Source organism: Ferrimonas sp. YFM, assembly GCF_030296015.1.
In the GTDB taxonomy this organism is placed as follows: domain Bacteria; phylum Pseudomonadota; class Gammaproteobacteria; order Enterobacterales; family Shewanellaceae; genus Ferrimonas.
The window spans coordinates 2255276-2281078 of record NZ_AP027368.1; the positions used below are offsets into that span (position 1 = coordinate 2255276).

At 56.4% G+C, this 25803-nt stretch carries 27 protein-coding genes; 10 read left to right on the plus strand and 17 right to left on the minus strand.

Translation table 11 applies throughout. The features are described from left to right. The first annotated feature begins 13 nt into the window (after positions 1-13). Positions 14-631 (plus strand): riboflavin synthase subunit alpha, encoded by a 618-nt coding sequence (locus tag QUE41_RS10510; RefSeq protein WP_286342826.1) that lies wholly within the window; start codon positions 14-16, stop codon positions 629-631. Positions 632-872: 241 nt separating this feature from the next. Here the strand turns inward: QUE41_RS10510 and QUE41_RS10515 are convergent, their stop codons facing one another. Continuing rightward, the gene (locus tag QUE41_RS10515) at positions 873-1079 is read right to left on the minus strand and encodes a CPXCG motif-containing cysteine-rich protein (protein ID WP_286342827.1); all 207 of its coding nucleotides are present in this window, start codon (positions 1077-1079) and stop codon (positions 873-875) included. 286 nt (positions 1080-1365) lie between these two features. Here QUE41_RS10515 and thrS point away from each other — a divergent pair, with 286 nt between their 5' ends. From thrS to rplT, 4 genes are all read left to right on the plus strand, one after another. After that, a complete protein-coding gene (thrS, locus tag QUE41_RS10520) occupies positions 1366-3300 on the plus strand; it encodes a threonine--tRNA ligase (RefSeq protein ID WP_286342828.1) in 1935 nt (644 codons plus the stop codon). A gap of 3 nt (positions 3301-3303) precedes the next feature. Then, positions 3304-3846, plus strand: a complete 543-nt coding sequence (gene infC, locus QUE41_RS10525; protein ID WP_084643823.1) for a translation initiation factor IF-3 — start codon at positions 3304-3306, stop codon at positions 3844-3846. 91 nt (positions 3847-3937) lie between these two features. Continuing rightward, the gene (gene rpmI, locus QUE41_RS10530; RefSeq protein ID WP_028108505.1) at positions 3938-4135 is read left to right on the plus strand and encodes a 50S ribosomal protein L35; all 198 of its coding nucleotides are present in this window, start codon (positions 3938-3940) and stop codon (positions 4133-4135) included. Positions 4136-4152: 17 nt separating this feature from the next. Beyond that, entirely contained in the window at positions 4153-4512 is a 360-nt protein-coding gene (gene rplT, locus QUE41_RS10535; RefSeq protein WP_028108504.1) for a 50S ribosomal protein L20, read from the plus strand. 114 nt (positions 4513-4626) lie between these two features. On the opposite strand, the gene QUE41_RS10540 is transcribed toward rplT, so the two are convergent. Continuing rightward, positions 4627-4968, minus strand: a complete 342-nt coding sequence (locus QUE41_RS10540; protein WP_286342829.1) for a hypothetical protein — start codon at positions 4966-4968, stop codon at positions 4627-4629. 292 nt (positions 4969-5260) lie between these two features. On the opposite strand from QUE41_RS10540, the gene QUE41_RS10545 reads away from it, so the two are divergent. Then, complete coding sequence (locus QUE41_RS10545; protein ID WP_286342830.1) at positions 5261-6016, plus strand: Nif3-like dinuclear metal center hexameric protein; 756 nt, start codon at positions 5261-5263, stop codon at positions 6014-6016. A 53-nt stretch (positions 6017-6069) separates the two neighbouring features. On the opposite strand, the gene ttcA is transcribed toward QUE41_RS10545, so the two are convergent. The 12 genes from ttcA to ccoN all read right to left on the minus strand — a co-directional run bounded on the left by ttcA (position 6070) and on the right by ccoN (position 17148). Further along, entirely contained in the window at positions 6070-6996 is a 927-nt protein-coding gene (gene ttcA, locus QUE41_RS10550; protein ID WP_502876006.1) for a tRNA 2-thiocytidine(32) synthetase TtcA, read from the minus strand. Between the two features lie 182 nt (positions 6997-7178). Further along, positions 7179-8105: a universal stress protein UspE gene (gene uspE / locus QUE41_RS10555; protein ID WP_286342831.1), complete on the minus strand. Its 927-nt coding sequence runs from the start codon at positions 8103-8105 to the stop codon at positions 7179-7181. A 175-nt stretch (positions 8106-8280) separates the two neighbouring features. After that, complete coding sequence (gene uspE, locus QUE41_RS10560) at positions 8281-9207, minus strand: universal stress protein UspE (RefSeq protein WP_286342832.1); 927 nt, start codon at positions 9205-9207, stop codon at positions 8281-8283. Between the two features lie 103 nt (positions 9208-9310). Continuing rightward, positions 9311-10057 carry an electron transport transcriptional regulator EtrA gene (etrA, locus tag QUE41_RS10565; protein WP_028108498.1) on the minus strand — a complete coding sequence of 249 codons (747 nt, stop codon included), beginning with the start codon at positions 10055-10057 and terminating at the stop codon, positions 9311-9313. A gap of 59 nt (positions 10058-10116) precedes the next feature. Further along, positions 10117-10806: a sulfite exporter TauE/SafE family protein gene (locus QUE41_RS10570; protein WP_286342833.1), complete on the minus strand. Its 690-nt coding sequence runs from the start codon at positions 10804-10806 to the stop codon at positions 10117-10119. Then, positions 10799-10957, minus strand: a complete 159-nt coding sequence (gene ccoS / locus QUE41_RS10575; RefSeq protein ID WP_286342834.1) for a cbb3-type cytochrome oxidase assembly protein CcoS — start codon at positions 10955-10957, stop codon at positions 10799-10801. The genes QUE41_RS10570 and ccoS overlap by 8 nt, the downstream gene beginning before the upstream one ends. Further along, on the minus strand, positions 10954-13320 hold the full coding sequence (locus tag QUE41_RS10580) for a heavy metal translocating P-type ATPase (RefSeq protein WP_286342835.1): 2367 nt from the start codon (positions 13318-13320) through the stop codon (positions 10954-10956). The genes ccoS and QUE41_RS10580 overlap by 4 nt, the downstream gene beginning before the upstream one ends. Before the next feature lie 12 nt (positions 13321-13332). Beyond that, positions 13333-13809 (minus strand): FixH family protein, encoded by a 477-nt coding sequence (locus QUE41_RS10585; RefSeq protein WP_286342836.1) that lies wholly within the window; start codon positions 13807-13809, stop codon positions 13333-13335. 119 nt (positions 13810-13928) lie between these two features. Next, a complete protein-coding gene (ccoP, locus tag QUE41_RS10590) occupies positions 13929-14888 on the minus strand; it encodes a cytochrome-c oxidase, cbb3-type subunit III (protein ID WP_286342837.1) in 960 nt (319 codons plus the stop codon). 6 nt (positions 14889-14894) lie between these two features. Further along, complete coding sequence (locus tag QUE41_RS10595) at positions 14895-15056, minus strand: cbb3-type cytochrome oxidase subunit 3 (RefSeq protein ID WP_286342838.1); 162 nt, start codon at positions 15054-15056, stop codon at positions 14895-14897. Between the two features lie 11 nt (positions 15057-15067). Then, positions 15068-15679 (minus strand): cytochrome-c oxidase, cbb3-type subunit II, encoded by a 612-nt coding sequence (gene ccoO / locus QUE41_RS10600; RefSeq protein ID WP_286342839.1) that lies wholly within the window; start codon positions 15677-15679, stop codon positions 15068-15070. A gap of 11 nt (positions 15680-15690) precedes the next feature. Beyond that, positions 15691-17148: a cytochrome-c oxidase, cbb3-type subunit I gene (gene ccoN / locus QUE41_RS10605; protein ID WP_028108491.1), complete on the minus strand. Its 1458-nt coding sequence runs from the start codon at positions 17146-17148 to the stop codon at positions 15691-15693. Positions 17149-17394: 246 nt separating this feature from the next. Between ccoN and QUE41_RS10610 the strand changes: the two genes are divergently transcribed. After that, entirely contained in the window at positions 17395-17808 is a 414-nt protein-coding gene (locus QUE41_RS10610) for a hypothetical protein (protein ID WP_286342840.1), read from the plus strand. A gap of 39 nt (positions 17809-17847) precedes the next feature. Here QUE41_RS10610 and QUE41_RS10615 read toward each other — a convergent pair whose 3' ends face one another. Continuing rightward, positions 17848-18498 carry a hypothetical protein gene (locus QUE41_RS10615; protein ID WP_286342841.1) on the minus strand — a complete coding sequence of 217 codons (651 nt, stop codon included), beginning with the start codon at positions 18496-18498 and terminating at the stop codon, positions 17848-17850. Between the two features lie 234 nt (positions 18499-18732). Between QUE41_RS10615 and QUE41_RS10620 the strand changes: the two genes are divergently transcribed. The 3 genes from QUE41_RS10620 (at position 18733) to QUE41_RS10630 (ending at position 23901) form a co-directional block, all read left to right on the plus strand. Then, the gene (locus QUE41_RS10620; RefSeq protein WP_286342842.1) at positions 18733-19410 is read left to right on the plus strand and encodes a hypothetical protein; all 678 of its coding nucleotides are present in this window, start codon (positions 18733-18735) and stop codon (positions 19408-19410) included. 353 nt (positions 19411-19763) lie between these two features. Next, positions 19764-21590, plus strand: coding sequence for a methyl-accepting chemotaxis protein (locus tag QUE41_RS10625; RefSeq protein WP_286342843.1), 1827 nt, complete (start codon positions 19764-19766; stop codon positions 21588-21590). Between the two features lie 439 nt (positions 21591-22029). Next, the gene (locus QUE41_RS10630; protein WP_286342844.1) at positions 22030-23901 is read left to right on the plus strand and encodes a methyl-accepting chemotaxis protein; all 1872 of its coding nucleotides are present in this window, start codon (positions 22030-22032) and stop codon (positions 23899-23901) included. Positions 23902-23951: 50 nt separating this feature from the next. Here QUE41_RS10630 and QUE41_RS10635 read toward each other — a convergent pair whose 3' ends face one another. Both QUE41_RS10635 and QUE41_RS10640 read right to left on the minus strand, forming a co-directional pair. Then, complete coding sequence (locus QUE41_RS10635; protein ID WP_286342845.1) at positions 23952-24893, minus strand: phosphotransferase family protein; 942 nt, start codon at positions 24891-24893, stop codon at positions 23952-23954. Between the two features lie 54 nt (positions 24894-24947). After that, positions 24948-25670: a YebC/PmpR family DNA-binding transcriptional regulator gene (locus QUE41_RS10640; RefSeq protein ID WP_286342846.1), complete on the minus strand. Its 723-nt coding sequence runs from the start codon at positions 25668-25670 to the stop codon at positions 24948-24950. Between the last annotated feature and the right edge of the window lie 133 nt (positions 25671-25803).

Here is a 25803-nt window from a genome sequence, read left to right on the forward strand (position 1 = left end):
TTATTGGAGTTGTATGTTTACTGGAATTGTTCAAACCACGGCGAAGGTAGCGTCCATCAATGAAAGGGACAAGCTGCGAACTTTTGAGGTGGCGATTCCGCCCCAGTACCGGGAGAATCTGCAGATTGGCGCCAGCGTGGCCCATAACGGGGTGTGCCTGACCGTGACTGAACTGACCGATGATAGAGTCTTTTTCGACGTAATGGAAGAGACCCTGAAGGTCACCAATCTCGGGGATTTACAGGCCGGCGACAGGGTGAATCTGGAGCGTTCTCTGGTATTTGGTAAAGAGGTGGGGGGGCACGTGGTGTCCGGTCACGTTCACACCCAGGCGGAGATCGCCAAAATCGAACGCACCGAGACCAACTGCGTCATGAGCCTGACCGTGGATCCGCGCTGGATGAAGTACATCCTGCATAAGGGGTTTGTGGCCATCGACGGCTGCAGCCTGACCGTTGGCGCTACCCGAGAGGACGGTTTCGACATCCACCTGATTCCAGAAACCCTGAGCATCACCACGCTGGGTGAGCGTAAAGCCGGGGATCGCCTCAATATTGAGATCGACAGTCAGACCCAGGCCATCGTCGACACCGTTGAGCGTGTCCTGGCGCAAAAGGGGCTTACTGAATAGGGACTGTTGGTCTTTTGTGGAGAGAGTTTGGCCGTGAATAACGGCATCCAATCAAGAAGTTCGAGCGATGGCATAGTGGCTCTACGTCAAGATCGAACGACGCCGAGTGGTTGCCGTTAGGCCGGCCCCGAAGGGCATCCCTAAACACCTGGATAAAATGCGATTAGGAGCATCCTTTAGACGCACAATTAATCTTCAGGGAAACTTTTACGCAAAACTATCCACCAAGGGTCAACAGTCTCTAATAAAACTGCTCGTCATCGCTGTCAACATAGAGTTTTAACTGCTGCTTCTGCTCATCGATGGCCAGATGCAGGTGGATGGCGTTGCAGCAGGCCTGGCAATCCTCGTAATAGTCCTGCTCTCCGCCACTGGCATCCACGGCGACGGAGGTGTCGTTACCACAGTGGGGGCAACGAATGCTTTGATAGAAGGCATCGGTTCTCATGACGACGACTCCTCTGTTATTCGTCTAGTTCAAGTGTAAGTGACCCCTGGGGTTTTTACCTTGAATGCCGCTGAATCAAATAGCAGGTGACTGAACTCTATTTCATTTGTAATGGTGGCTGCGCCTTTCTATACTACTGCCTTCGCCGGTTGGACCGAGCGCCGTTCCAAGCCCTGTTTGCCCTGTAAGGCGAATACCTTGCCGAACGGTCATGGTCTGAAAACCGACCTCTTATCAATTCTATGCATGTGATCTTTTGTGTGGATCACCACTGTGGAGAGTCTAAATGCCAGTTATTACCCTGCCAGACGGTAGCAAACGCGAATTCGACAACCCCGTATCCGTAATGGACGTAGCCAGCGACATCGGTCCTGGCCTGGCCAAGGCGTGCATCGCCGGCCGCATTAACGGTGAGCGTGTCGATGCCTGCGAGATCATGGACCAGGACAGCGAGCTGTCCATCATCACCGCCAGGGATGAAGACGGTCTGGAGATCATTCGCCACTCTTGTGCCCACCTGCTGGGCCACGCCCTGAAGCAACTGTGGCCCGACGCCAAGATGGCCATCGGCCCCACCATCGACAACGGCTTCTACTATGACATCGACCTGGAGCACAAGCTGACCCAGGAGGACATCGATGCCCTGGAGAAGCGCATGCTTCAGTTGGCCAAGACCAACTACGATGTGGTGAAAAAGCGCGTCAGCTGGCAGGAAGCCCGGGATACTTTTGATGCCCGGGGCGAGACCTACAAAGTTGAGATCCTGGATGAGAACGTCAGCCGTGACGACCAGCCAGGCCTCTACCACCACGAAGAGTACGTGGACATGTGCCGTGGCCCTCATGTGCCCAACATGAAGTTCTGCCACCACTTCAAGCTGATGAATGTGGCCGGTGCCTACTGGCGTGGTGATTCCGACAACAAGATGCTGCAACGCATCTACGGTACTGCCTGGGGCGACAAAAAGCAGCTCAAGGCTCACCTGGTTCGCCTGGAAGAAGCCGCCAAGCGCGATCACCGTAAGATCGGTAAAGCCCTGGACCTGTTCCACTGGCAGGAAGAAGCACCAGGTATGGTGTTCTGGCACAACGACGGCTGGACCATCTATAAAGAGCTGGAAGGCTTTATGCGCACCCAGCTGGATAAGTTCGGCTACGAAGAGGTGCGTACTCCTCTGGTGATGGACAAGGTGATGTGGGAGCGTTCCGGTCACTGGGACAAGTACTCCGAGATGATCTTCGCCACCGAGTCTGAGAAGCGCACCTACGCGGTGAAGCCGATGAACTGCCCTGGCCACCTGCAGATCTTCAAGCAGGGCCTGAAATCCTACCGTGACCTGCCATATCGCATGGCGGAGTTCGGTCTGGTGCACCGTAATGAGCCTTCAGGCTCTCTGCACGGTCTGATGCGCGTGCGCTCCTTCACCCAGGATGACGCTCACGTCTTCTGTACCGATGAGCAGATTCTCGATGAGGTGACCGCCTGCATCCAGATGGTGTACGACACCTACAAGACCTTCGGCTTTAATGAGATCGACGTAAAACTGTCCACCCGTCCTGAGCAGCGCATCGGTTCCGATGATCTGTGGGATAAGGCGGAGCAGTCTCTGGCCGAGGCTCTGGAAGCCAATGGTCTAAGCTATGAACTGCAGCCGGGTGAGGGCGCCTTCTACGGTCCCAAGATTGAGTTCACCCTGCACGATTGTCTGGACCGCGCCTGGCAGTGCGGCACCATTCAGCTGGACTTCTCCATGCCTCAGCCTGAGCGCCTGGACGTCAGCTATGTGAGTGAAGACAACAGCCGTAAAGTCCCTGTGATGATTCACCGGGCCATTTTGGGCTCCCTTGAGCGCTTTATCGGCATACTGATTGAAGAATACGCGGGTAAACTGCCCACCTGGCTGGCGCCAGTGCAGGCGGTGGTGATGAATATCACCGATAAACAAGCCGATTACGTGGAAAAAACTGTCCAAGCGCTCAAAAACTCAGGAATTCGTGCAAAGGCGGACTTGAGAAACGAGAAGATTGGCTTTAAAATCCGCGAACATACTTTAAAGCGCACCCCGTATCTGCTTGTCGTTGGTGACAAAGAGGTCGAAAACGGCGAGGTGGCGGTGCGTACGCGCGATGGCGTTGATCTGGGTAGCATCAAAGTCGACAAGATGATTGAGCAGATCCAGACTGAAATCAACGACCGTAGTCTGCAATTGCTGGAGGAATAAGCTATAAAAGGCGGAAAAAAGCAAGGTCCGGCCAAGGACCAAACTCGCATCAACGGTGAAATTCGTGCTCGCGAAGTTCGACTGATTGATGCTGACGGTGAGCAAGCGGGTATCGTATCCGGCCGTGAAGCGGCAGAGCGAGCCCAGGAAGCAGGAATGGATCTGGTTGAGATCAGTCCAAACGCTGAGCCACCGGTTTGCCGGATCATGGACTACGGTAAGTTCCTTTACGAACAGGCTAAAAACCAGAAGGAACAGCGTAAAAAGACCAAGCGGATTCAGGTTAAGGAAGTTAAATTCCGTCCTGGAACCGATGAAGGCGACTATCAGGTAAAACTACGCAACCTGACTCGCTTCTTGGAAGACGGAGACAAAGCGAAAATTACGCTGCGTTTCCGAGGTCGCGAAATGGCCCACCAGGATCTGGGACTGAAGCTGCTGAATCGTATTAAAGACGATCTGGCGGAACTGGCCCAGGTGGAGGCTTTCCCTAAAGTGGAAGGTCGCCAGGCGGTGATGGTCCTCGCGCCTAAGAAGAAACAGTAAGGCTTCCAAGTAACAACTCAGCCCAGTCGCTGACTGGGCTGTTTTTGTTCGCCTTGCAGTTCTATTTTTTATTTACAATGCGGAGTTTAGAATGCCTAAGCTGAAAACCAATAAAGGTGCTGCTAAGCGTTTCAAGAAAACTGCCTCCGGCGGTTTCAAGCGCAAGCAGTCTCACCTGCGTCACATCCTGACCAAGAAGTCCACCAAGCGCAAGCGTCACCTGCGCTCCAAGCAAATGGTTGCTAAGTCTGACGTGGCTCAGATCCGCACCATGCTGCCGTACGCCTAATTGGGAGGGATTAAAACATGGCTCGTGTAAAACGCGGTGTGACCGCTCGTGCTCGTCACAAGAAAGTACTCAAGCAGGCTAAAGGCTACTACGGTGCCCGTAGCCGTGTCTATCGTGTAGCAGTTCAAGCTGTTACCAAGGCTGGTCAATACGCTTATCGTGACCGTCGCCAGAAAAAGCGTCAGTTCCGTCAGCTGTGGATCGCCCGTATCAACGCTGCTGCTCGTCAGAACGGCATGTCTTACAGCCGTTTCATCAACGGTCTGAAGAAAGCTTCTGTTGAGATCGATCGTAAGATCCTGGCCGATATCGCTGTATTCGACAAGGTAGTATTTACTGCCCTGGTAGAAAAAGCGAAAGAGGCTCTGGCCAAGTAAGTTTTCTTACCTGGACAGGAAAAGGGACCCTAGGGTCCCTTTTTTAATGCTGGTAATACCTAAATTACAGGCAATAAAAAAGCCGGCTAATGCCGGCTTTTTTATATTCTTTTATTAGCGGTGACCGCGGGGCAGGGTGCTGCCCTGAGCCAGCTTTTGAGCCCACAATTGCTTGGGGGTCATGCCGCCGTTGCCGCTGGCTTTGGCCGCCTTCTTTGGAGCGGCTTTTTTAGCAGGCGCGCTCTTTTTAGGCTCGGCTTTAGGGGCCGCTTCAACGGGCGCAGCGCCGCCAGTCAGCTCTGTAACCATATCGGCCAGATCACCCAGACGCAGAGACTTGCCGCCATCTACTTTGAACCAGCTGCCTTTCTGCTCGATCTCAGGGGTCTTGCCGTGTTTCGCCAGGTACGCATCATTAAGCTGCTGCAGTACCTCTTCCTTATTCAGTTTGGACATATTGTTTTAAAACCTTTGTCTTTTCGCCGACTCGGGCTGATATTTCAGCCTGTCTTTATACCGATTTCGGGGCAATTTGTCTAATAATTGCCACAAAAAAACGGTGGATTTGCGATTTGCCCCATTAAAACTCAGCTTTTGACCGTCCTGGCTATTTTTCGCCAAATAACCGGCCATGGAATTAACCCAGTGCGGTGTTTCGTCAAAACTAAAGAGCCAGGGTATTTATTGGAAAATGGGCAGGAGAACCAAGTACACTTAACTTATTCCTCGGCACATGAATTGATGAAAGATGAAAAGAGTTGAGTTAATCGAGATCCTGGATCAGCTGCTGACCCCCTGGAAGTTCAAGGACTACGCTCCCAATGGGCTTCAGGTAGAGGGGCGCAGTGAAGTGAGCCACATTGTGACTGCCGTGACCGCCGGTCAGGCCGCCATCGATGCGGCCATTGAACTGGGGGCGGACACCTTGTTGGTTCATCATGGCTACTTCTGGAAAGGGGAGAACCAGGTGATCACCGGCATGAAACGAAACCGAATCAAGGCGCTGTTGGACAACAACATCAACCTGGTTGGCTATCATCTTCCCCTGGACGCCCATCCGACTCTGGGTAACAACGCCAGATTGGCGCAGGCCCTGGGCCTGGAACTTGCCGGCCCCATGGAGTTGGGCAATGAACTCTCCATACCGGTCTGGGGCAAGTTCGAGCCGCCGGTATCAGAATCGGAGCTGTGCGACAGAATTGCCAAGGCGCTGGGCCGCACTCCTCTGTGCATCAGTGGCCATGACAGAAAAATAGCCACCCTTGGGATCTGCACCGGCGGAGCCCCGGATTATATCGACCTGGCGGCCAGTCTGAATCTCGACGGCTATCTGTCCGGTGAAGTGGCGGAGCGTACCTATTACAGTGCCAAGGAGCAGGGGGTCAGTTACTTTGCCGCTGGCCATCACGCCACAGAACGGGGTGGGGTTCAGGCCTTGGGCCAGTATCTGGCAGACAACCATGGACTGAAGGTGACCTTTATCGACTGTGATAATCCGGTCTGATTCATCAAAAAGGGCGCCGATGGGCGCCCTTTTCATATAACGGTTACCAGAGATCAGGGTTGGTGCACCTGAACCACGTCGATTCGACTGGCCTGATCCAGGTCGATGTGACCGCTGTTGTCCGCATCGAAGAAATCGAAGGCAGGCAGGTCCGCTTCAGCCACCTCACCACTGGGTGCCGCGTTGGGGTCGGCGTTGAGTTGGGTAAAGTCGAACAGTTCCCGGTCCACCAGTTGCGAGGGCGCTACGTTCTGCATCGCGGTAAAGATGGTCTCAATGCGGCCGGGGAACTGCTTATCCCACCCCTTGAGCATCTCTTTTACCTGTTTGCGCTTCAGGTTTTCCTGAGATCCGCACAGATTGCAGGGGATGATGGGGAAGGATTTGAGCTCGGCGTATTCACTGATGTCCTTTTCACGGGCATAGGCCAGAGGACGAATCACCACGTTGGCGCCGTCATCGGACAGCAGCTTGGGTGGCATGGACTTGAGCTTACCGCCGAAGAACATGTTGAGGAACAGAGTCTCAATCATGTCATCCCTGTGGTGACCCAGGGCGATCTTGGTGGCACCGATGCGCTGGGCAAAACCATACAGGGTGCCACGGCGAAGCCTGGAACAGAGAGAGCAGGTGGTCTTGCCTTCGGGAATCTTATCCTTGACGATGGAGTAGGTGTCCTTCTCCAGGATGTGGTAGGCCACGCCCAGGCTGTCCAGATAGGCGGGCAGCACATCTTCCGGGAAACCTGGCTGCTTCTGATCCAGGTTGACCGCCACCAGCTTGAAGTCCACCGGTGCGCGGTGCTGAAGATTCAGCAGGATGTCCAGCATGGTATAGCTGTCCTTACCACCGGAGAGACACACCATCACCACATCGCCATCTTCAATCATACGGTAATCTTCGATGGCACTGCCCACCTCACGACGAAGGCGCTTCTGCAGTTTGTTCAGACGGGTTTTCTGCTTCTGGGTAAGTTCCACTCCATACCTCAATATGCTGTCAATTTGGGGCTGGCATTATCCCCGTTAGGGGAGGGCGGGTAAAGGCTCTGCCATAAAAAAACGCGGCTTATGCCGCGTCTTTTCCTGGCTTGCTGTCGGTTTGTAGCCAGCCACCGGGAGTTTGACTGCTCCCTAGGCGATCCGCGTGACTCTCCGCCAGTTTAATCGGCCAGTGGACAAACAAAGCTCTTGGGTTTAAAGGCCACCAGGTCGCATTCCAGGCTGTCGATAACATGCTCCGCCGTGTTGCCTATGAGGGCGGCAGACAGGCCGCTGCGTCCCACAGTGCCCAGCATCACCAATTCGGCGTCCAGCTCACGGGCCAGCTCAGGAATCACGTCTTCGGGCAAGCCTTCCAGCACATGGCAACGGCCATGGTCGATGCCGTGGCGGTCAGCCAGTGCTTCGATGCGCTGGGTATGGTGCTGCTTGATGGACTGGTTGTAGGCGTGGGCATCGAAATCGGGCAACTCGATGGCGATGTTGACCGGGGTGCCTGGGTAGCCGTTGACCAGATGGACCCTGGCATCGATCACTGTGGCCAGCTTCACCGCATTGGAGACGATGCGATCGTTGAGTTCCTGATGCTCTTCATCGTCCGCGGCTACATTGACCGCCGCCAGGATGTTGCCGTCCGCCGGCCAGTCGTGCTCTTTGACCAGTAGCACAGGCACAGGTGCCTTGCGCAGCAGGTGCCAGTCGGTAGGAGTGAAGATCACCGACTTGAGTTTATCGTGGGCGTGGGTGCTCTTGATGATGTAGGCGATGTCATTATTGAGCACATGGTTGATGATGCTTTCGAAAGGACGATTGTGCCACACCACTTCGTAGTTGACGTCCAGTCCGTCGGCAATCAGGGGCTCGGCCAACTGTTCCAGCCATTTTCTTCGCTGAGTCACCACACCATTTCTCATGGCATCTCTCTCCTCCTGAGACAACATGGAGGTCATCTCATAGGAGAAATCGAAGATACTGAGGAAGAGGGTTAATCGGGCTCCGGCACAGCGGGCCAGATGTGCGGCCCTCTCCAACGCGGGTTGATCATCCCGGCTGGGGTCGATGACAACAAGAAATCGTTCGCTGCTCATAAAGCTCTCCTAACTTTGTGTCCCTCACCAATATCCTTGCATGGAAGGGCGGGTCATTCCTTTGTTTCAGATCAACGGAGCCCTGTGTGGCTCTCACCTGAATCTAGAGTATCACTTCTAACTGAATTTCAAAGGCTTAATCCGATAGAAAAAGGGGGCAATCGCCCCCTAACACTCAGGCAAGCGGAGAGTTGAAGGAACCGGGTTTCAGGGCAAGCAGGTCGCAGCCTATGTTGTAGATCACGTGCTCGGCGGTGCTGCCCAGCAGGGTGGCGGTGATCCCCTGTTCCCCTATGGTGCCCAGCACCACCAACTCGGCGTCGATATCCTGGGACACGGCAACAATGACCTCTTCCGGGTCTCCCTGGCGGGCATGGCACTGATCAGCGGGGATGCCGTACTTGCTGCCCAGCTCTTCCAGATGCTCCTGATGCTGCTTACTTACCGAGATGTTGAATCCCAGGTTGTTGAACTCAGGCTGTTCAATAAACAGATTATCCGGCAGCCCCGGGTAACCGTTGACCAGGTGCACCTTGGCGTCGATCAGCTCTGCCAGGCTGTTGCAGGTCTGGATGATGCGTTCATTGAGCTCCTGATGCACCCGGTCTTCCGCATCGATGTCGATGGCGGCCAGAATTTTGCCGTCTTTCGGCCAGTCGTGATCCTTGACCATCAACACCGGCACCGGTGCCTTACGGATCAGGTGCCAATCGGTGGGGGTAAAGAAGGTGGCGGTCAGCCGGCCGCTGCCCTCCTGGGTACTTTTAACGATGTAGGAGATGTCATTGTCCAAAACGTAGCGGATGATCGCTTCAAAGGGACGGTCGTGCCACTCCACCTTGGCTTCGACATTGATGCCCTGCTGTTGCAGCGGGGCCACCAACTCTTCGACCTGGCGGTGGTGCTTTTCGATGAGTCCCTCTCGAAGCGCTTCGCGCTCGGTTTTCGAGAGTAGGGCGGTTTTCTCGTAGGAGAGATTAAAAATCACGGAAAACAAAGTGATGGGGGCGCCAGTTGCGCGGGCCATGTGGAGAGCCCGATCCAGCGCGGGTTGTTCAACCCTGTCCGGGTCGACAACCACCAGGAGTCGTTTGCTGCTCATAACTGCCTCGTCAGATTTCGGACACTGCACTGTTTGTTCTAGAACAAAATGGGCCAGTTCGCGAATCTGTGAAACAGAAAGGGCACCTTTCGGTGCCCTGTTTTTATCGTGCGATGCGGGCGTTGCCCGCCAGGTCCGACAACCTCTCTAAATCGAGAATGGTGATGTACTTACCCTTTACTTCGATGAGGCCGGACTTCTGGAAGCGCCCAAGCAGACGACTGATGGTCTCAACGGTCAGCCCCAGGTAGTTACCAATGTCACCCCGGGTCATGGTCAGTCGAAACTCACGACTGGAGAAGCCGCGATTGCCGAAGCGTTTGGCCAGGTTGCTGATGAAGGCGGCGAGGCGCTCCTCGGCATTTTTCTTCGACAGCAACAGAATCATCTCCTGGTCGCCCATGATCTCGTTGCTCATCAAGCGCATGATCTGCTGGCGCAAGCGTGGCATGGCGCCGCTCAGCTGGTCCAGCGTCTCGTAGGGGATTTCGCACACCATGGCGGTTTCCAGCGCCTGGGCAAAACTTTGGTGCTGTTCGGAGTGGATACCATCGAAACCGATGACATCGCCGGCCAGGTGGAAGCCGGTGATCTGTTCGTCGCCGTTTTCGGTGATGGTGTAGGATTTGATGGTGCCCGATCGGATGGCAAACAGACTCTTAAGGGGCTCCCCCGACTGAATCAGGATCTCACCCTTCTGAATGGGTTTTTTTCGTTCGATAATGGCGTCTAGCTTGTCCAGCTCATTGGCATTGAGCGTGAACGGGATGCAGAGTTCCGACATGCTGCAATCGTGGCAGTGAATAGCACAGCCACCGAACGCCGTCCTTTTAGCGCGATTGTTATCCAAGGCTCTTTCCCGATTGGGTCAACTCACTACACATGGTAAACCAAAACAATCTCTCGACGCTAGAAAAATTGACCTAGCGCAATGACCAGGGTGTGCACACCGTAACCGATCAACAGTAGGGCGCTCACTAATTTGAACCCTTTGTTAACCAAAACTTTTTTAAAAGCGTCAGCGGCGGCGCCCACCAGGAACATACTGGGCAGAGTGCCCAGGCCGAAGAAGGTCATCGCCACAACCGTGTCGGTCATGCTGCCCAGGGAGAGGGCCCAGATCAACGTGGAGTACACCAGGCCGCAGGGAAGCCAACCCCAGAGCATGCCGGCGGCCAAGGCTTTAGTGGGAGAGGTCACAGGCAACTGCTTGCGCGCCATGGGAGCCAGACGGCTCCACAGGGGTTTGCCCAGACGTTCCACCACCACCAGGGCGGAGGAGAAATTCGCCAGATACAACCCCATGAGGATCAGCATGATTCCGGCAAGAAACCTCAGCCCGGCCAACCAGTGGTCCACCCCGAACAGAACGCCGATGCCACCGGCCAGTGAGGCCAGCAGGGCACCGGCTGCGGCGTAGCTGACCACCCGGCCAAGGTTGTAGGCGCCCAGCAGCCCCATGCGCTTACCCAGATTCATCTGGTCTCTGGCAGGCAGGCCATGACTGAGAGCGGCCATGATGCCACCGCACATGCCGACGCAGTGCGCCGAGCCGAGCAGCCCTATGGAGAGGGCGGCCCACAGACTGAGGTCATTCATTGCGATCTTTCTGCTCGTCGTCAAACAGGATGCTGGAGCCCTGTCGGTCCAGATCCTCAAACTGATCGGATTTCACCGCCCAGAAGAACACCATGACCGCGATGATGACAAACAGGATGGCGACGGGGATCAGGGTAAAGATAATGCTCATAGTTTTAATAATCTCACGCTGTTGCCGACCACAATGAGAGAGCTGGCCGACATGCCGATGGCGGCGATGTAGGGGGGCACCAGGCCACACACCGCCAGTGGCAGGATGGCCAGATTATACCCCAGAGCCCAAAGCAGGTTCTGACGAATCACCCGAACCGTCTTTCTGGCAATGGCGATCCCCTCGACCACCGGGCCGAGTTTGTCCCCCAGCAGCACCAGGTCGGCGCTGCTCTTGGCCAGTTCGGTACCGGCGCCCATGGCGATGGAGAGGTCGGCCCCGGCCAGTACCGGCGCGTCGTTGACACCATCGCCAAACATGGCCACCTTGCGGCCTTTGGTCTGAAGCGATTTGAGGTATTCGTGCTTTTGCGACGGGGTCACCCCGTGGTGGCAGTCGTCCATCTTCAGGGTTTCGGCCAGTGCCTTTGCCCATGGGCTGGGATCACCGCTGAGCATCTCGCAGCGCAGCCCCTGGGACTGAAGCTGGACCAGGGTTTGGGCGGCATCCTCGCGCAAGGTGTCCGTAAGCTGGAACCAAGCCAAAGGCCCCTGGTCATTGCCCAGCCACAGACGGTCGTCACTCTGCTCTAGTCCAACGAAGCGGCTGTGGCCCACCCGGTATCGAACGCCATTAACCTCACCCTGGATGCCGCCGCCCGGGATATGCTCCAGGCTGTCGACTTTCAGCGCCGGGTCATCGAAGGGCCGAAACGCCTGGGCCAGAGGGTGGCTGCTGGCGCGCTCCAGGGCGGCCACCAAGGCCAGGTGCTGCTCCACCGGCTGACCGTCCAGGCTCTGTTTTTCGGCCAGAGACCAGTTGCCCTGGGTCAGGGTGCCGGTCTTATCGAACAGCAGGGTGTCCACCTTGGGCAATGCCTCCAGAACCCGGGAACTGCGGGAAAGCAGGCCATGATTACGCAGGGCATTGCTGCCGCAGGTGAGGGCGGCCGGGGTGGCCAGAGACAGGGCGCAGGGGCAGGTGGCCACCAACACCGACAGGGTGACCCAGAACGCCTGACTCGGGTCGATAAAGTGCCAGATCAGGTAGGTGAGGGCGGACAGGGTCAGCACCCCGGGAACGAAGTAGCGGGCTACTTTGTCCGCCAGACGGGCGATCTCCGGTTTTTCCTGGGCCGCCTGCTCCTGCATGCGCACTATGGTGTGGATCAGCTGCTCGGTGCCTACCTGGCTGACCCGAATCTCGATGCTCTGGTCGAAATTGACGCTGCCGCCGTACAGCGGGTCGCCGGCGCGCTTGGTCACCGGCTCCTGTTCGCCGGTGAGCATGGACTCGTCGACGGCGGCCAGGTCGGAGATAAGCTCGGCATCGGCGGGGATCGCTTCGCCTGGGCGCACCAGGCAGCGGTCGCCCACCTTGAGGGTTTTGGCGGCCACCTGGTCCTGGCCCTGATCGGTGATCAGTTCTGCGGTCAGTGGCACCAGCCGATGCAGGTTGGAGGCGGACTCTGCCGCCTTGCGCCTGGCCCTCTGCTCCAGGAAGCGCCCCAGCAGCAGGAAGAAGGTGAACATGGACACCGACTCGAAGTAGACCTCTCCTGTGCCCTTGAAGGTGGCCACGCAGCTAGCGCTGAAGGCGCCAAGAATGGCGATGGAGACCGGCACATCCATATTAACCCGCATCGACATCAGGGCACGCAGGGCGCTGAAGTAGAAGGGCTGCGCCGAATAGAGGGCAACGGGGGTGGCAAACAGCAGCGACACCCAGCGGAAATAGTCGCGGTAGATGGGGTCGAGCTCGGTGAAGTAGCCCATATAGAGGGCAACGGCCAGCATCATCACCTGCATGGTGGCCATGCCGGCCAGGCCTAAGCGGAACAGAAACTGCCTGGCGCTGTGGGCGTAGGTCTGCTCTTTGGCGTCAGGCTGGAATGGGGTTGAGGGGTAACCTATGCTGGCCAGTTGATTAAGGATTTCGGAGAGCTTGATGCTCTGCGGATACCAACTGACGGTGGCGCGCATGGTGGTGGTGTTGACGTTGATGCGGTGAATGCCGTCGAGCTTGCGAAAGTGTCGCTCTATCAGCCAGGCACAGGCCGCACAACTGATCCCCTGCACAGACAGCACCACAGAATGGGTGTCCCCTTCGTGGGCGACAAACTCCTGCTGTACCTCCTCCAGATCATAGGCGTCGAGCTGGGCCATGATGGCGTCCAGGCTCTGTTTGCTGCCGGATTCGGTGCGATAGTTGTAGAAATCCCCCAGACCGGCGTCACAGATGGTTTGGGCCACCGCGGCACAGCCGGGGCAACACATCTGGCGGGATTGAGACTCGATGGTGACGGAGAAATCTGCGGACAACGGCACAGGCTGTCCGCAGTGGAAACAGGCGTTACTGCTCAATGTCGCCCCCTGTTACTGGAACCAGACGGAGTTACTCAGGGGAAGCTGCAGACGCTTCTGCAGGCGCCAGCTCTGGTCATGGGCATCGATCATCACCTGCCATTTTCCCTCAACCAGGTGGTCGGCGGGGAGCAGGTAACGGCCCAGGGCATCCTGGGTCACCATCTGAGTCAAGTCATGCTGGGGCAGGGTGGTGTGGTGGAACTCAATCTCCAGGGCTGCGCCTGAGGCGGGGCCGCCGTGCTGAACCAGAACCAGCTGTTCGCCATCCTGTTTCAGCTCGAACACCATGCCCAGGTTACGGGCCTGGGTGATGCGGGAGAGATCCTGATTGATCGCCTTGCCTTTCTTGTAGTAATCCTCGGCCACCAGGGCAACGGGATTGTCTGTGGCGATCTTGATGGTAATCAGAGCCGCGATGACAACGGATCCTGGAAGAAGGATCAGAAACCACGGCCAGAACTGCTTATACCAGGGGGTGCTATTCATCTATCGTACCTTCCAATGGACTGGGTCCATGATACTGGTTTCCCCGTCGGGAGACCATTCCCGGTGAATCGGGGAGTAAAAAAAAGCCCCGCCGAACGACGGGGCTTTCAGGCAGGACCTTACTGCTTGTTCAGGCTGTAGACGTACGCGGTGATCAGGTGGACCTTGTCCTCACCCAATACATCCTTCCATGCAGGCATTACGCCGGCACGACCGCCACGAATACTCTCCTCGATCACCTTACGGCTGCCGCCGTAAACCCAGGAGTTGTCGGTCAGGTTGGGGGCACCCATCAGCTTGTTGCCGGTGCCGTCCATGCCATGACAGGCGAAACAGCCCTTCATGAAGCCCGCTTGACCCTTGGCCGCCAGTTCCGCGTCATGCTTACGGCCGTTAAGGCCATAGATGTACTCGGCGATGGCGGGGATCTCCTCATCGGTGATGGGCAGACCGCCTTTCGGTGGCATCATGCCGCGACGACCGTTGAGCAGGGTGGCCTTGATGGTGGCAGGGTCGCCGCCATAGAGCCAGGCATCGTCGGTCAGGTTCGGGAAGCCTGGGCCGCCCTTGGCGTCGGAGCCGTGGCACTGAGCACAGTTCTGCAGGAACAGGCGCTGGCCAATCTTCAGGGCTTCCGCGTCCGCCACCAGTGCTTCGATGGGCTTCTCGGCAAAGCTCTTAAAGATAGGGCCGTAGTGGGCATCAGCCAGGACCACTTCCTGGTCATACTGAACCCAGCCGGACTCGCCGGAGCGAGCTTCGGCAGCAGCGGCCTTGGACTCTTCCATGTTCAGAACACTCTGGTTGGACGAGGTCCAGCCCAGAAAGCCCTTAAAGTTACCCAGGCCGGGGTAGGCGGCCAGGTAGCCCAGTCCAAACACGATGGTGAACACGAACATGTAGGACCACCACTTGGGCAGGGGGTTGTTCACCTCCTCGATGCCGTCGAAGGTGTGGCCCATGCCTTCACCCTCTTCGACGCCCATCTTGTCTTTCATGCACCAGATAAGCAGTGCAAGACAACCGAAGATCACCCCCAGGGTAATCACGGTAATAAAAATACTCCAAAAGCTGGTCATCTGAGATTACTCCTTAGATCCCTGGTGCTTCTGCTCGTCATCGAAGACGAGGTTGGCCGCTTCCTCGAAGGCGGGCTTTTGACGGGCGCTGTACGCCCAGCCCACGATGGCCAGAAAAATCAGCAATAAAACAAGGGTCACAATGCCTTGAAACGTTCCATAGTCCATCAAAGGCCTCCTTATTTCAGAGCGGTTCCCAGAGACTGCAGGTAGGCAATCAGCGCATCCATTTCGGTTTTACCCTTCATGGATTCCACATCCTTCTTCAGCTCTTCGTCGTTACCATAAGGTACGCCGAACTGGTCACGGAAGATCTGCAGTTTCTTCAGGGTGCTCTTGCCGTCCAGGGTGTTGTCCTCCAGCCAGGGGAATCCGGGCATGTTGGACTCGGGTACCACGATGCGAGGATCACGCAGGTGCACACGGTGCCAGTCGTCGGAGTAGCGTCCACCTACACGGGCCAGGTCCGGACCGGTACGCTTGGAGCCCCACAGGAAGGGGTGTTCCCAGACGTGTTCACCGGCAACAGAGTAATGACCATAACGCTCGGTTTCGGAGCGGAAAGGACGAATCATCTGGCTGTGACAGGAGTTACACCCCTCACGGATGTAGACGTCGCGACCTTCCATCTGCAGAGCAGTGTAAGGCTTGAGGCCGGTCACCGGAGTGGTGGTTTCGTTTTGGAACAGCAGGGGGGTGATCTGAACCAGACCACCGAAGCTGATGGCGATGATGGTGAAGATCGCCAGCAGACCTACGTTCTTTTCAATAATCTCATGCTTGAATTTCATTGCGCTTCTCCTTAAGCAGCCTGAGGCTGAAGTTCCGCCTCGGCGTTCAGGGAGCCTTTAGGCGCAGTGATGGTCCGGTACACGTTGTACGCCATCAGCAACATGCCGGTGACGAAGAACACACCACCCAGGAAGCGAACGAAGTAGAACGGATAGGACGCCTCAAGCGACTCTACGAAGGAGTAGGTCAGGGTGCCGTCGGCATTGACCGCACGCCACATCAGGCCCTGCATGACACCGGAGATCCACATGGACACGATGTACAGCACAGTGCCGATGGTGGCCAGCCAGAAGTGCACGTTCACCAGTTTGTTGGAGTACATGCGACCCTGTTCGAACAGGTTGGGGATCAGGTGGTACAGAGAACCGATGGAGACCATGGCTACCCAGCCCAGCGCGCCGGAGTGTACGTGACCCACAGTCCAGTCGGTGTAGTGGGACAGGGCGTTAACTGTCTTGATGGACATCATCGGACCTTCGAAGGTAGACATACCGTAGAAGGAGAGAGACACCACCAGGAAGCGCAGGATGGGATCGGTACGCAGCTTGTGCCAGGCGCCGGACAGAGTCATGATGCCGTTGATCATGCCACCCCAGGAGGGGGCGAACAGAATCAGGGACATCACCATACCCAGGGACTGAGTCCAGTCGGGCAGGGCAGTGTAGTGCAGGTGGTGAGGACCGGCCCAGATGTACAGGGCGATCAGGGCCCAGAAGTGCACGATGGACAGACGGTAGGAGTATACCGGACGGCCAGCCTGCTTAGGCACGAAGTAGTACATCATGCCCAGGAAGCCCGCGGTGAGCAGGAAGCCTACGGCGTTGTGACCGTACCACCACTGCACCATGGCATCCACGGCACCGGCGTAGATGGAGTAGGACTTCATGGTCCACAGACCGGAAGCGGTATCCACCACAGGCACAGCCAGGGAGTTAACGATGTGCAGTACAGCAACGGTGATGATGAAGGCGCCGAAGAACCAGTTGGCCACATAGATGTGGGCAACCTTACGCTTCATCAGGGTACCGAAGAACACCAGGGCGTAGCTGACCCAGACAACGGCGATGGCGATGTCGATGGGCCATTCCAGCTCCGCGTACTCCTTGGCGGTGCTGTAACCCAGCGGCAGAGTGATTGCTGCGGCCACAATGATCGCCTGCCATCCCCAGAAGGTGAAGGCGGCGAGTTTGGGCGCAAACAGACGGGTTTGACAAGTACGCTGGACCACATAGTAAGAGGTGGCGAACAGGGCACTGGTGCCAAAGGCGAAAATTACCGCGTTGGTGTGCAACGGGCGAAGGCGGCTGTAGGTCAGCCAGGGGATGTCAAAGTTAAGGGCGGGCCAGATCAGCTGAGCGGCGATAAACACCCCCACCAGCATTCCAACAATCCCCCAAATGACGGTCACTACAGCGAACTGACGCACAACCGTGTAGTTGTAGTCGTTGCTGGTATTGGTCAGGTTCATATTTTTAGCTTCCACTGCAATTGCATGTTAACTTCCACGACAGATGTCGCTAACCAAAAACCGATGCAAATTAACGCGAACGGTCGATGTTTCAGCGCCTCTAACGTGATATGCATCAAGGCACGACCATGATACTTGAGGTCGGTCAAAAAACCTAGCACAAACCCCTAGATCGAGTTTGATCGCGATCAAGTTTTGTTGGGGAAATGTTGCAGATAAAATCCTGCAAATTCAAGGTGGTATTGAATGAAGTTTAAAAGGATGACGGGCTTCACACTTTTTGCCCTTCTGTTAGCCGGTTGTACAGAAGAAGTCAGGGAAGCGGAACCTGGCTTATGCCAGTTTCAGCAGGGAGCCTGCGTCCAGCTGCAGGCCGGTGAGATGCTGTCGTTGTCCATGACCCCGGCCAACGCTCCCAGCGAGCAGCCATTGGCCCTGAAGCTGGAGAAGCCCGAGAGCTGGCAGGTCACCTCGGCCATGGTCGAGGGCCGGGATATGTTCATGGGGCGTCTGCCCGTCAACTTCGATGAACAGGGGCAGGGCACTCTGATGTACGGCAGCTGTGCGTCAGGTTATATGGTGTGGCGTCTGAATCTGGTGATGACCGACGACGCCGGTCTGGAGCACCATGTCAGTTTCGACTGGCTGGCCGACCATTAATGGTAAGAGGGCAACCACGCACAGGCTGCCCTTACAGTTTTACAGCCTCTTATAGAAGAGGGTCACCTGGGCACCGGCCTGGCGATCACCGCTCATGGGGTCCACTTTGTGGAGAATCTGAATATTGGGCTTGGTCATCTGAGCTTTGAGCAGCTCCGCCGGCTCTTTTACCTCCATCCCAGCCCCCTTAATAAATGAGATGCTGCCGTCCCCGTGGCGATACTCGAGAAACTCCCCCACCTGAACCCGGTAATACTCCGCCACCTGGTTGATCTCCAGATCGGTATCGAACACCGCTGAGGCAAGCGTCAGGGTCATGTTGCCCATCTGTCCGCCAAAGTCCTCGGGGAAGACATGATTGACCAGCCTGGCTTCCGGGGGAAGCGGCAGAGTGATCCCCTCGGTACCCCGGGTCTGGGCCAGATTGCCAAAGAAGCTGTCCATGGCGGCAAAGGCTTGCTGACGACTGCGTTTACTCAGGTCAATGCAGGCCTGCTGAGTCGCACGGGGCAGGCCGGCAGCGGACAGGCAGCTGCGGTAGGCCTCGAGGCGCTGCTCGGCCTGAGCCTGATTGAGGTCTGAGCCATCATCCACCTGGTCGTAGCACTGATCCAGCAGATCATAAAAGGCATCCTCGCTCATCAGAGTACACTCTTCGTCATACTCAAGCTGACCCAGGTCACTGTCCATATACACCTGATCAAAATATTGAGCATAAGAGGCATTAATAGAAAATATAAGCGGTAGAATCAGGTAAGTCCTTTTCACGTATTTATCCTTGACGTTGCGTCGAATTATTACCAATGCTATCTGTAATACACACTGGAATCCAAGAAGTTTCCATTAAATATTCTTTTGGTTTCAGAGAGACAGTTTCTTGTCTTAAAGGAACGATTCGAAATTGCCCTTCATGGAATTATGACAATGTTATTAATGCTAGGACGCAAAATTGGTTTTATTTTATTGGCCTTGGTGTGCTGTCAACCGGCCTTAGCCATCGTCATTGAGGACACGCCCTACGAGGAAGTGGAGGCCAATCAGCAGCGCGCATTTGCCCTGATGGCGCCCCTTGAGGCGCATTTTCAGGCCTACCCTCAACTGCCACAGCAGTTTGATGAGCAACCCTGGACCGTCATGGAGCTGATGTCTTTGTCTCGTGCCCACGATCCCGAGCGGCTGGCCCTGTTGGACAGCAAGATCCAGGGGTTTGAGGTGGGCAGCGCTTCCCGGGTGATCAACTGGCTTGAGCAGCGCATCAGTCTGGAGGCTGCATTCCTTCAGCAACTGGCTGCCTTACCTCAGGCCGGTCACCCCAAGTGCCAGGGCGCCATCGCCGCCTATGAGCGCAACCGACTTCAGCCCAGCATCGACGTCGCCCGGCATCTGAAACTGTACCGCCGGGACCATAAAATCTTCCGGTTTCTGGTTCAGTGGGTGTTCCAGATAGACTACGGCAACCGCATCCTCAGCCGGGGGGAGTTACCCCTTGTGGCATCGGTGTGCGCCGACCCAGATGGTTGGCTTCCCATCAACGGGTTACAGGTGCCTTTGGCGGAGAGTGCCTATACCGGCAAACCCATCGAGGAGTCACTTAGATTGTAATATGCGAATATTAGGCGTCAAACATGTTTTTGGCGCCTGTAATTTGACGCCGGATTTATACAGGGCAAACTTATTTTTCCTACATAAATAGAAATCCTGATCTAAAGCCTGTATTACACTTTTCGAAATTTGCCAATATCGCTTGCCACAATTTGTCACCACTACAATAGCCTTATCAGTTGTATATCCTGTGACTATTATCACTGTCGTTTACATTTATGAATGCCACCCTTTGTCTCCGCAGGCATGTTGAAGCCTGTACGCTCAGATAATCTCTAACAATAAATAAACTACACAGGAAAATTCACGTGAAATTTAAGACTAAGATAGTCTTTGCTTCATGCACTATCTTGATGCTGGCGTTATCGGCGCTCTCCTTTAATCAATATCTGACCGTCAGGCAGAGCATCGCCGCTCTGACCGGCACCAGTGTGGAGGAGATCACCAACAACCTGGCAGCCAGTATTGAACAGGAGATGGCCCTTAAGGGTCAGACTGCCCGCTATATGATGAGCCTGATCGAGGACGAGATCAGCGAGCAGAACATTCGCCGCATCTTTTCCAAGCCCGCCATCAAAGAGGGCTTTTTGTTGGCCGGGGTCGGATTTGAGTCCGATGGCAGCCTGCTGGACAATGATCCGGACTGGAAAACCCCGCCTGGCTATGACGCCCGGCAACGCCCCTGGTATCGTGAAACCAAACTCGCCAACCGGTTGACCTTTACCCAGCCCTATCAGGACACCATGACCGGCGAGACCCTGGTCTCCATCACCGTGCCCATGCAGCGCCAGAGCCGGTTTGCTGGCGTCATGTTCCTGGACATGAGCCTGGATAAACTCAGTAACAGCATCAATGCCATCAATCTGCTGGATGCGGGCTATCTGTTCCTGCTGAACCGGGATAAGTTGTTTATCACCCATCCTGACAGCCAGTATCATGGCAAACCTGCCGCAGAGCGCTTTGGTCAGGCTCTGCAATTGGACCAGGAGGTTCAGCAGGTCGAAATCCAAGGCAAGTCCCACGAATTGCGCTTTGTGCCTTTGCCCACTCTGGGCTGGACACTGGGGGTTGACCTGGACGCCGATAAGCTGCACCTGGCGGAAACCCGACTGAAGCGCGATGCGGTGTTTTACTCCTTGCTGGCCCTTGTGTTGGCAGTGGTGGCCTTGACCCTGCTGATGTCGATACTGATGAAGCCCCTGGTTGTGCTCAATATGGCCATGGAGGAGGTGGCCACCGGAGATGGCGATCTCACCCGGCGTCTGGAGACCAATACCGACGAAGAGTTTGCCTCCCTGGCCGGCCACTTCAACGGGTTCAGTGCCAAGCTGACTCAGTTGATCGCCCAGGTTAAGGCGTTGGCCGAAAACATCAGTGACAACGCCGCCACCACTTCTGCCGGAGCCAACCAGAGTCAGGTGGCCCTGGGCACTCAGTTGCGGGAGCTGGAGCAGTTGGCCACCGCCATGAACGAGATGGCCTCCACCGCCATGGAGGTGGCCAATCATGCGCAACAAGCCTCCTCTGCGGTGCAGGAGGCGGACCACTCGGTGTCTCAGGGCGCAGAAACGGTCAGTGCTACCACAGAAGCCATCGGGGAGTTATCGGGCAAAATAGAGCAGGCGGTGGAAGTTGTGGAGCAGGTGTCCCAGGCCAGCCGGGACATCGAGTCCATTTTGGCGGTCATCAACGAGATTGCCGATCAGACCAACCTGCTGGCGCTGAACGCCGCCATCGAAGCGGCCCGGGCCGGCGAGCAGGGCAGGGGCTTTGCGGTGGTGGCCGATGAGGTGCGCACCCTGGCCAGCCGCACTCAGCAGTCCACTTCTGAAATTCGCGGCATGATCGACCAGCTTCAGCAGGGCGCTTCGGCGGCGGTGACGGTGATGGAGCAGAGCCGGGAGGTGGCCGGCGCAACGGTCCAGACCGCCAACAGCTCCAACCTTGCCCTGGCCAGCATCCGTGAGGCGATTAAGCGAATCACCGACATGAACCTGCAGATCGCCTCGGCCGCCGAGGAGCAGAGCCTGGTTGCCGAGGACATCAACAAGAGCACGCTCAACATCAAAGAGTTGTCTCAGCAGATCTCCGAAGCGTCTGAGGGCGCCGCACGGGCGACCGAGCAGCAGCTGACTCAGGTCCGCCAGCAAGAAGAAATACTGAATCAATTCAAGATCTAACATAAGAAGGGGCGTTAACCCGCCCCTTATTCACACAAATTAATATGGCGATGGAAGAATATAAACCGGCCATTATTTTGGTCAAAGTTCATCTTAATTTTGTTTTGCTTTATTCAAATAAAAGCCCTTCTAAAAATGACTGTTATGTCAGTGCTTTCACTTTTTAAATCAGTGGATTAGTCCCCGCTGCACCTCAGCACTGGCGCCGGCCTGGTTAAGAGATGGTCGCCCATGCCGATAACTTAGATAGCCGTCGTTGATTCAACTTTAAAGAGTGTGTGAATATTCCGCTGTACGGGAAAATAAACCTCTAAGAATCAAAGGAAAGTTCATCTCGCTGTCTAACTTTCTTAATGTTCACACTGCCGTACAAAAGGGAACAACGCTGTTTAATCCGAATCCATCGAAGGTTCGGAAAAGAAAAAGGGTGCTAACTGTCATGAAATTCAAGACAAAGATCGTCTTCGCGTCCTGCATTATATTGCTGGTCGCCCTGTCTGCTCTCTCTGTAAATCAATATCTCACCACCAAACGCAGTATCGTCACCTTGACGGAAAGCAGTGTCACGGAAATTGCCAATGGCATTGCCCAGTCAGTTCAGAACAACATAGCCTTCAAGATGGATGTGGGCCGTTACATGATGAGCCTCATTGAAGAGGACCTCTCTGCGGACAACATCAATACCGTGTTCACCAAACCCGTGGTCAAGAACCAGTTTGTCCTGGCCGGAGTGGGGTTTGAGAGCGACGGTCACCTGATTGACAACGACGTTAACTGGCATCCTGCGGCGGATTACGACAGCCGTAAGCGCCCCTGGTACATCGATGCCAAGCGGCAGAACAAGGTGATACTGACCGCCCCCTATCCGGATTCCGTCACCGGGGAGATCCTGGTGTCTTTGGGGGTGCCCATGCAGCAGAGCGGCGTGTGGAAGGGCGCCATGTTCCTGGACGTCAGCCTCAAGGAGCTGGATCAGGCGGTCAACAGCGTCAACCTGTTTGATGCCGGTTACGCTTTCCTGCTGACCGAGGACCACAAGTTCATTACTCACCCGAACGTGGCGCTGCATGGCAAAGCCGCCAGCGAACTGTTCGGCAATGGCCTGAGTTTCGGCGGTGAGGCTCAGGAGGTCTCGGTTCAGGGTGTTGATCAGTACATTCGCTTCTTCCCCCTGCCTGAAACCGGTTGGCTGTTGGGGGTAGCGCTGGATTCAGAAAAGATGCACGCCACGGAAACGGCGCTGCGAAATGACGCGGTACTGTACTCCCTGCTGGCGTTGGCTCTGGCCATTGGCGCCCTGACCCTGCTGCTGAGCAAATTGATGGCGCCTCTGGGCACCTTGAACGACGCCATGGAAGATATCGCCTCTGGCGAGGGTGATTTGACCCGCACCATGGACACCAACACCGACGCTGAGTTTGCTTCCCTGGCCGGCAGTTTCAACGGGTTTTCCTCCAAGCTCAGGGAGATGATCTCCCAGGTGAAGCTCATTGCAGAGAGCATCTCAGATGGCACGCGCATGACCGCCGACGGCGCCCGCCAAAGTGGCGAAGCGATGAGCAAGCAGCTTGAAGAGCTCGAAGCCCTGGCCACCGCCATGAATGAGATGGCTTCCACCTCCATGGAAGTGGCCCGCAACGCCCAGGGTGCAGCCGCGGCAGTTCAGGAAGCGGACAACTCCGTCGAAGCCGGAGTGCAGACCGTGGCCAACACCGCCGACGCCATTGAGCATCTGTCTGCCCAGATTGATCAGGCTGTGGCCGTGGTGGAAGAGGTGTCTGAGTCTACTCGCAACATCGAGTCTATTCTGGCAGTGATCAACGACATCGCCGACCAGACCAACCTGCTGGCGCTGAACGCCGCCATTGAGGCGGCCCGGGCCGGTGAACAGGGCAGGGGCTTTGCGGTGGTGGCCGATGAGGTGCGTACTCTGGCCAGTCGTACCCAGCAGTCGACCTCCGAGATTCGGGCGATGATCGATCAATTGGCTGCTGGATCGCGCAATGCGGTAGCAGTCATGGGAGAGAGCAAGGCCGTCGCCGGGCAGACGGTGGAAACCTCCGCCAGCTCCAGTGCCGCTCTGACCCAGATCCGCGCCGCCATTAAGCAGATCACCGACATGAACATGCAGATCGCCTCTGCCGCCGAAGAGCAGAGCCTGGTGGCCGAGGACATCAACAAGAGCACCCTGAACATCAAGGAGTTGTCCCAGCAGGTGGCGGAAGCCGCAGGAGATGCCAGTCAGGCTATGGGTGAGCAGCTTCAGTTGGTGGATAAACAGGATGGGTTGTTAAATCAATTCAAGGTGTAACACCACCCAACAGAAAAGGGGCCGATTGGCCCCTTTTCTTTGTCTGGCGTTCACAGCAGCTGCAGTGCCCGCCGGGTCATCCCCCGAGAAAATCGTCCCAGCTTCCAGTGTCCCGGTCTCCATCCCTGCAAGAAGCGCTCAAAGTCTGCCCAGGCAAAAGGGAACAGTGCCTGTTGTTCCGCCAGCACCTTGTCAACCTCAGTGGTTGTCCAGCCTCGCTCTGTCAGGCGGTGACCGAGTGCTTGACAGTAATGCGCCAGCAGCTCGAACGCCCTGGCCTGCAAAGCGTCGTCCTCCAGGACGCTGCCCAGCAGGTAGGCGAGATCGCGGACGCCGGCCCCGGCGCCGACATACTGAAAGTCGACGGCCGCCACCCGGCCATCCCGGTGGCTTAGGAAGTTGGCGACCTTGGCATCACCATGCACCAGGGTTTGGTAGCGGGCGCTTTGTAGCCTGGCGTCGATCGCCTCGGCGGCCTGTTTGAGTCGCCCTGGCTCCATGGCCGTCCACTCGTCAGGCCGGGTCGCCAGGTGCCAGTAGCACCCCTGTTCCCATAACCCCTGAGGCGAGGTGCCCATGAACCGGGCATGAAAATCGGCCAGCCACAGAATCATCGCTTCAAGCGCGGGGTCACCCTGGTCCTGGCTTAAGGGGGAAAAACCGGCGATGGCCAGATCTTCCAGTACCATCAGGGTGCCTTGTTCCAGGGACATCTCCCCCAGGTAGGCCGGCACTCTGCAGGCGTCGCCGCAGTGACCGGCATAGTGACGGTACCAGTTAAGCTCTACCTCGTAGGAGCGCAGTTTGCGCTTATGACCCAGCCCGTCCTGACCGACCGGGGGCACCACCCACTTGGCAATGACGCAGCGGTCATCCTCAAGGTGGGCCCGGTACAGTCCTCCGTACTGGTTCCACAGTGGCTGAATCAGCTCGAGTTCGACGATGCGCTTGGCCCCTGTGAGCGCGAGCAGTGGCTGAACAGGAAGGCTCATGAAAACTCCAATAAAAAACCCGGCACCAGGCCGGGTTTAATTCGAACAGAACCCTTAGTCCTGGCTCTCTACGTTGTGGTAGACCTGCTGAACATCGTCGCAGTCTTCCAGCATCGCCAGGAACTTCTCCAGGCGTGCCACGTCTTCACCCTCGACCGTGGTGTAGGTCTGGGGGATGAAGGTGATCTCTTCAACGGAGAATTTGATGTCGCCGAAGGCCTCAACCAGTGCGGTCTTGGTCTTGAAAAACTCGGTGTGAGGGGCGAACACGGTGACGGTGCCATCTTCCACTTCGACGTCGGTGACATCAACGTCGGCCATCATCAGGGCTTCCAGCACCGCGTCTTCGTCGTCGCCTTCAAACGCCAGCACTGCCTGGTGGTCGAACATATGGGCAACGGCGCCAGGGGCACCAATCTTGGAATCGGTCTTCACGAAGCACTGGCGCACCTCGGTAAAGGTACGGTTGCCGTTGTCGGTCAGACAGTCAACGATCACCATGCAGTTACCCGGACCAAAACCTTCGTAGCGGGCTGGGGCGTAGTCTTCGCCGGCACCACCAGTGGCTTTGTCGATGGCCTTCTCGATGACGTGAGCAGGAACCTGGTCCTTCTTGGCCTTGTCGATCAATCGGCGCAGGGAGAGGTTAGCATCGGGATCGGGGCCGCCGTTCTTGGCGCTCACGTAGATCTCTTTTCCGTACTTGGAGTACACCTTGGTCTTTGCCGCTGCGGTCTTTGCCATGGACAGCTTGCGGACTTCGAAACTTCTTCCCATAAGGATCGGCTCTGTCTAGTCAGTCAAACAAATTTGGTGACCGCCGATGATACCAGCTTGAGCCCAAGCCTCAAACGCCATGGGGGCTTTTTGTGGCCTGACCGTGCCTGTCCTGCTCCGAGCGCCGAGATTT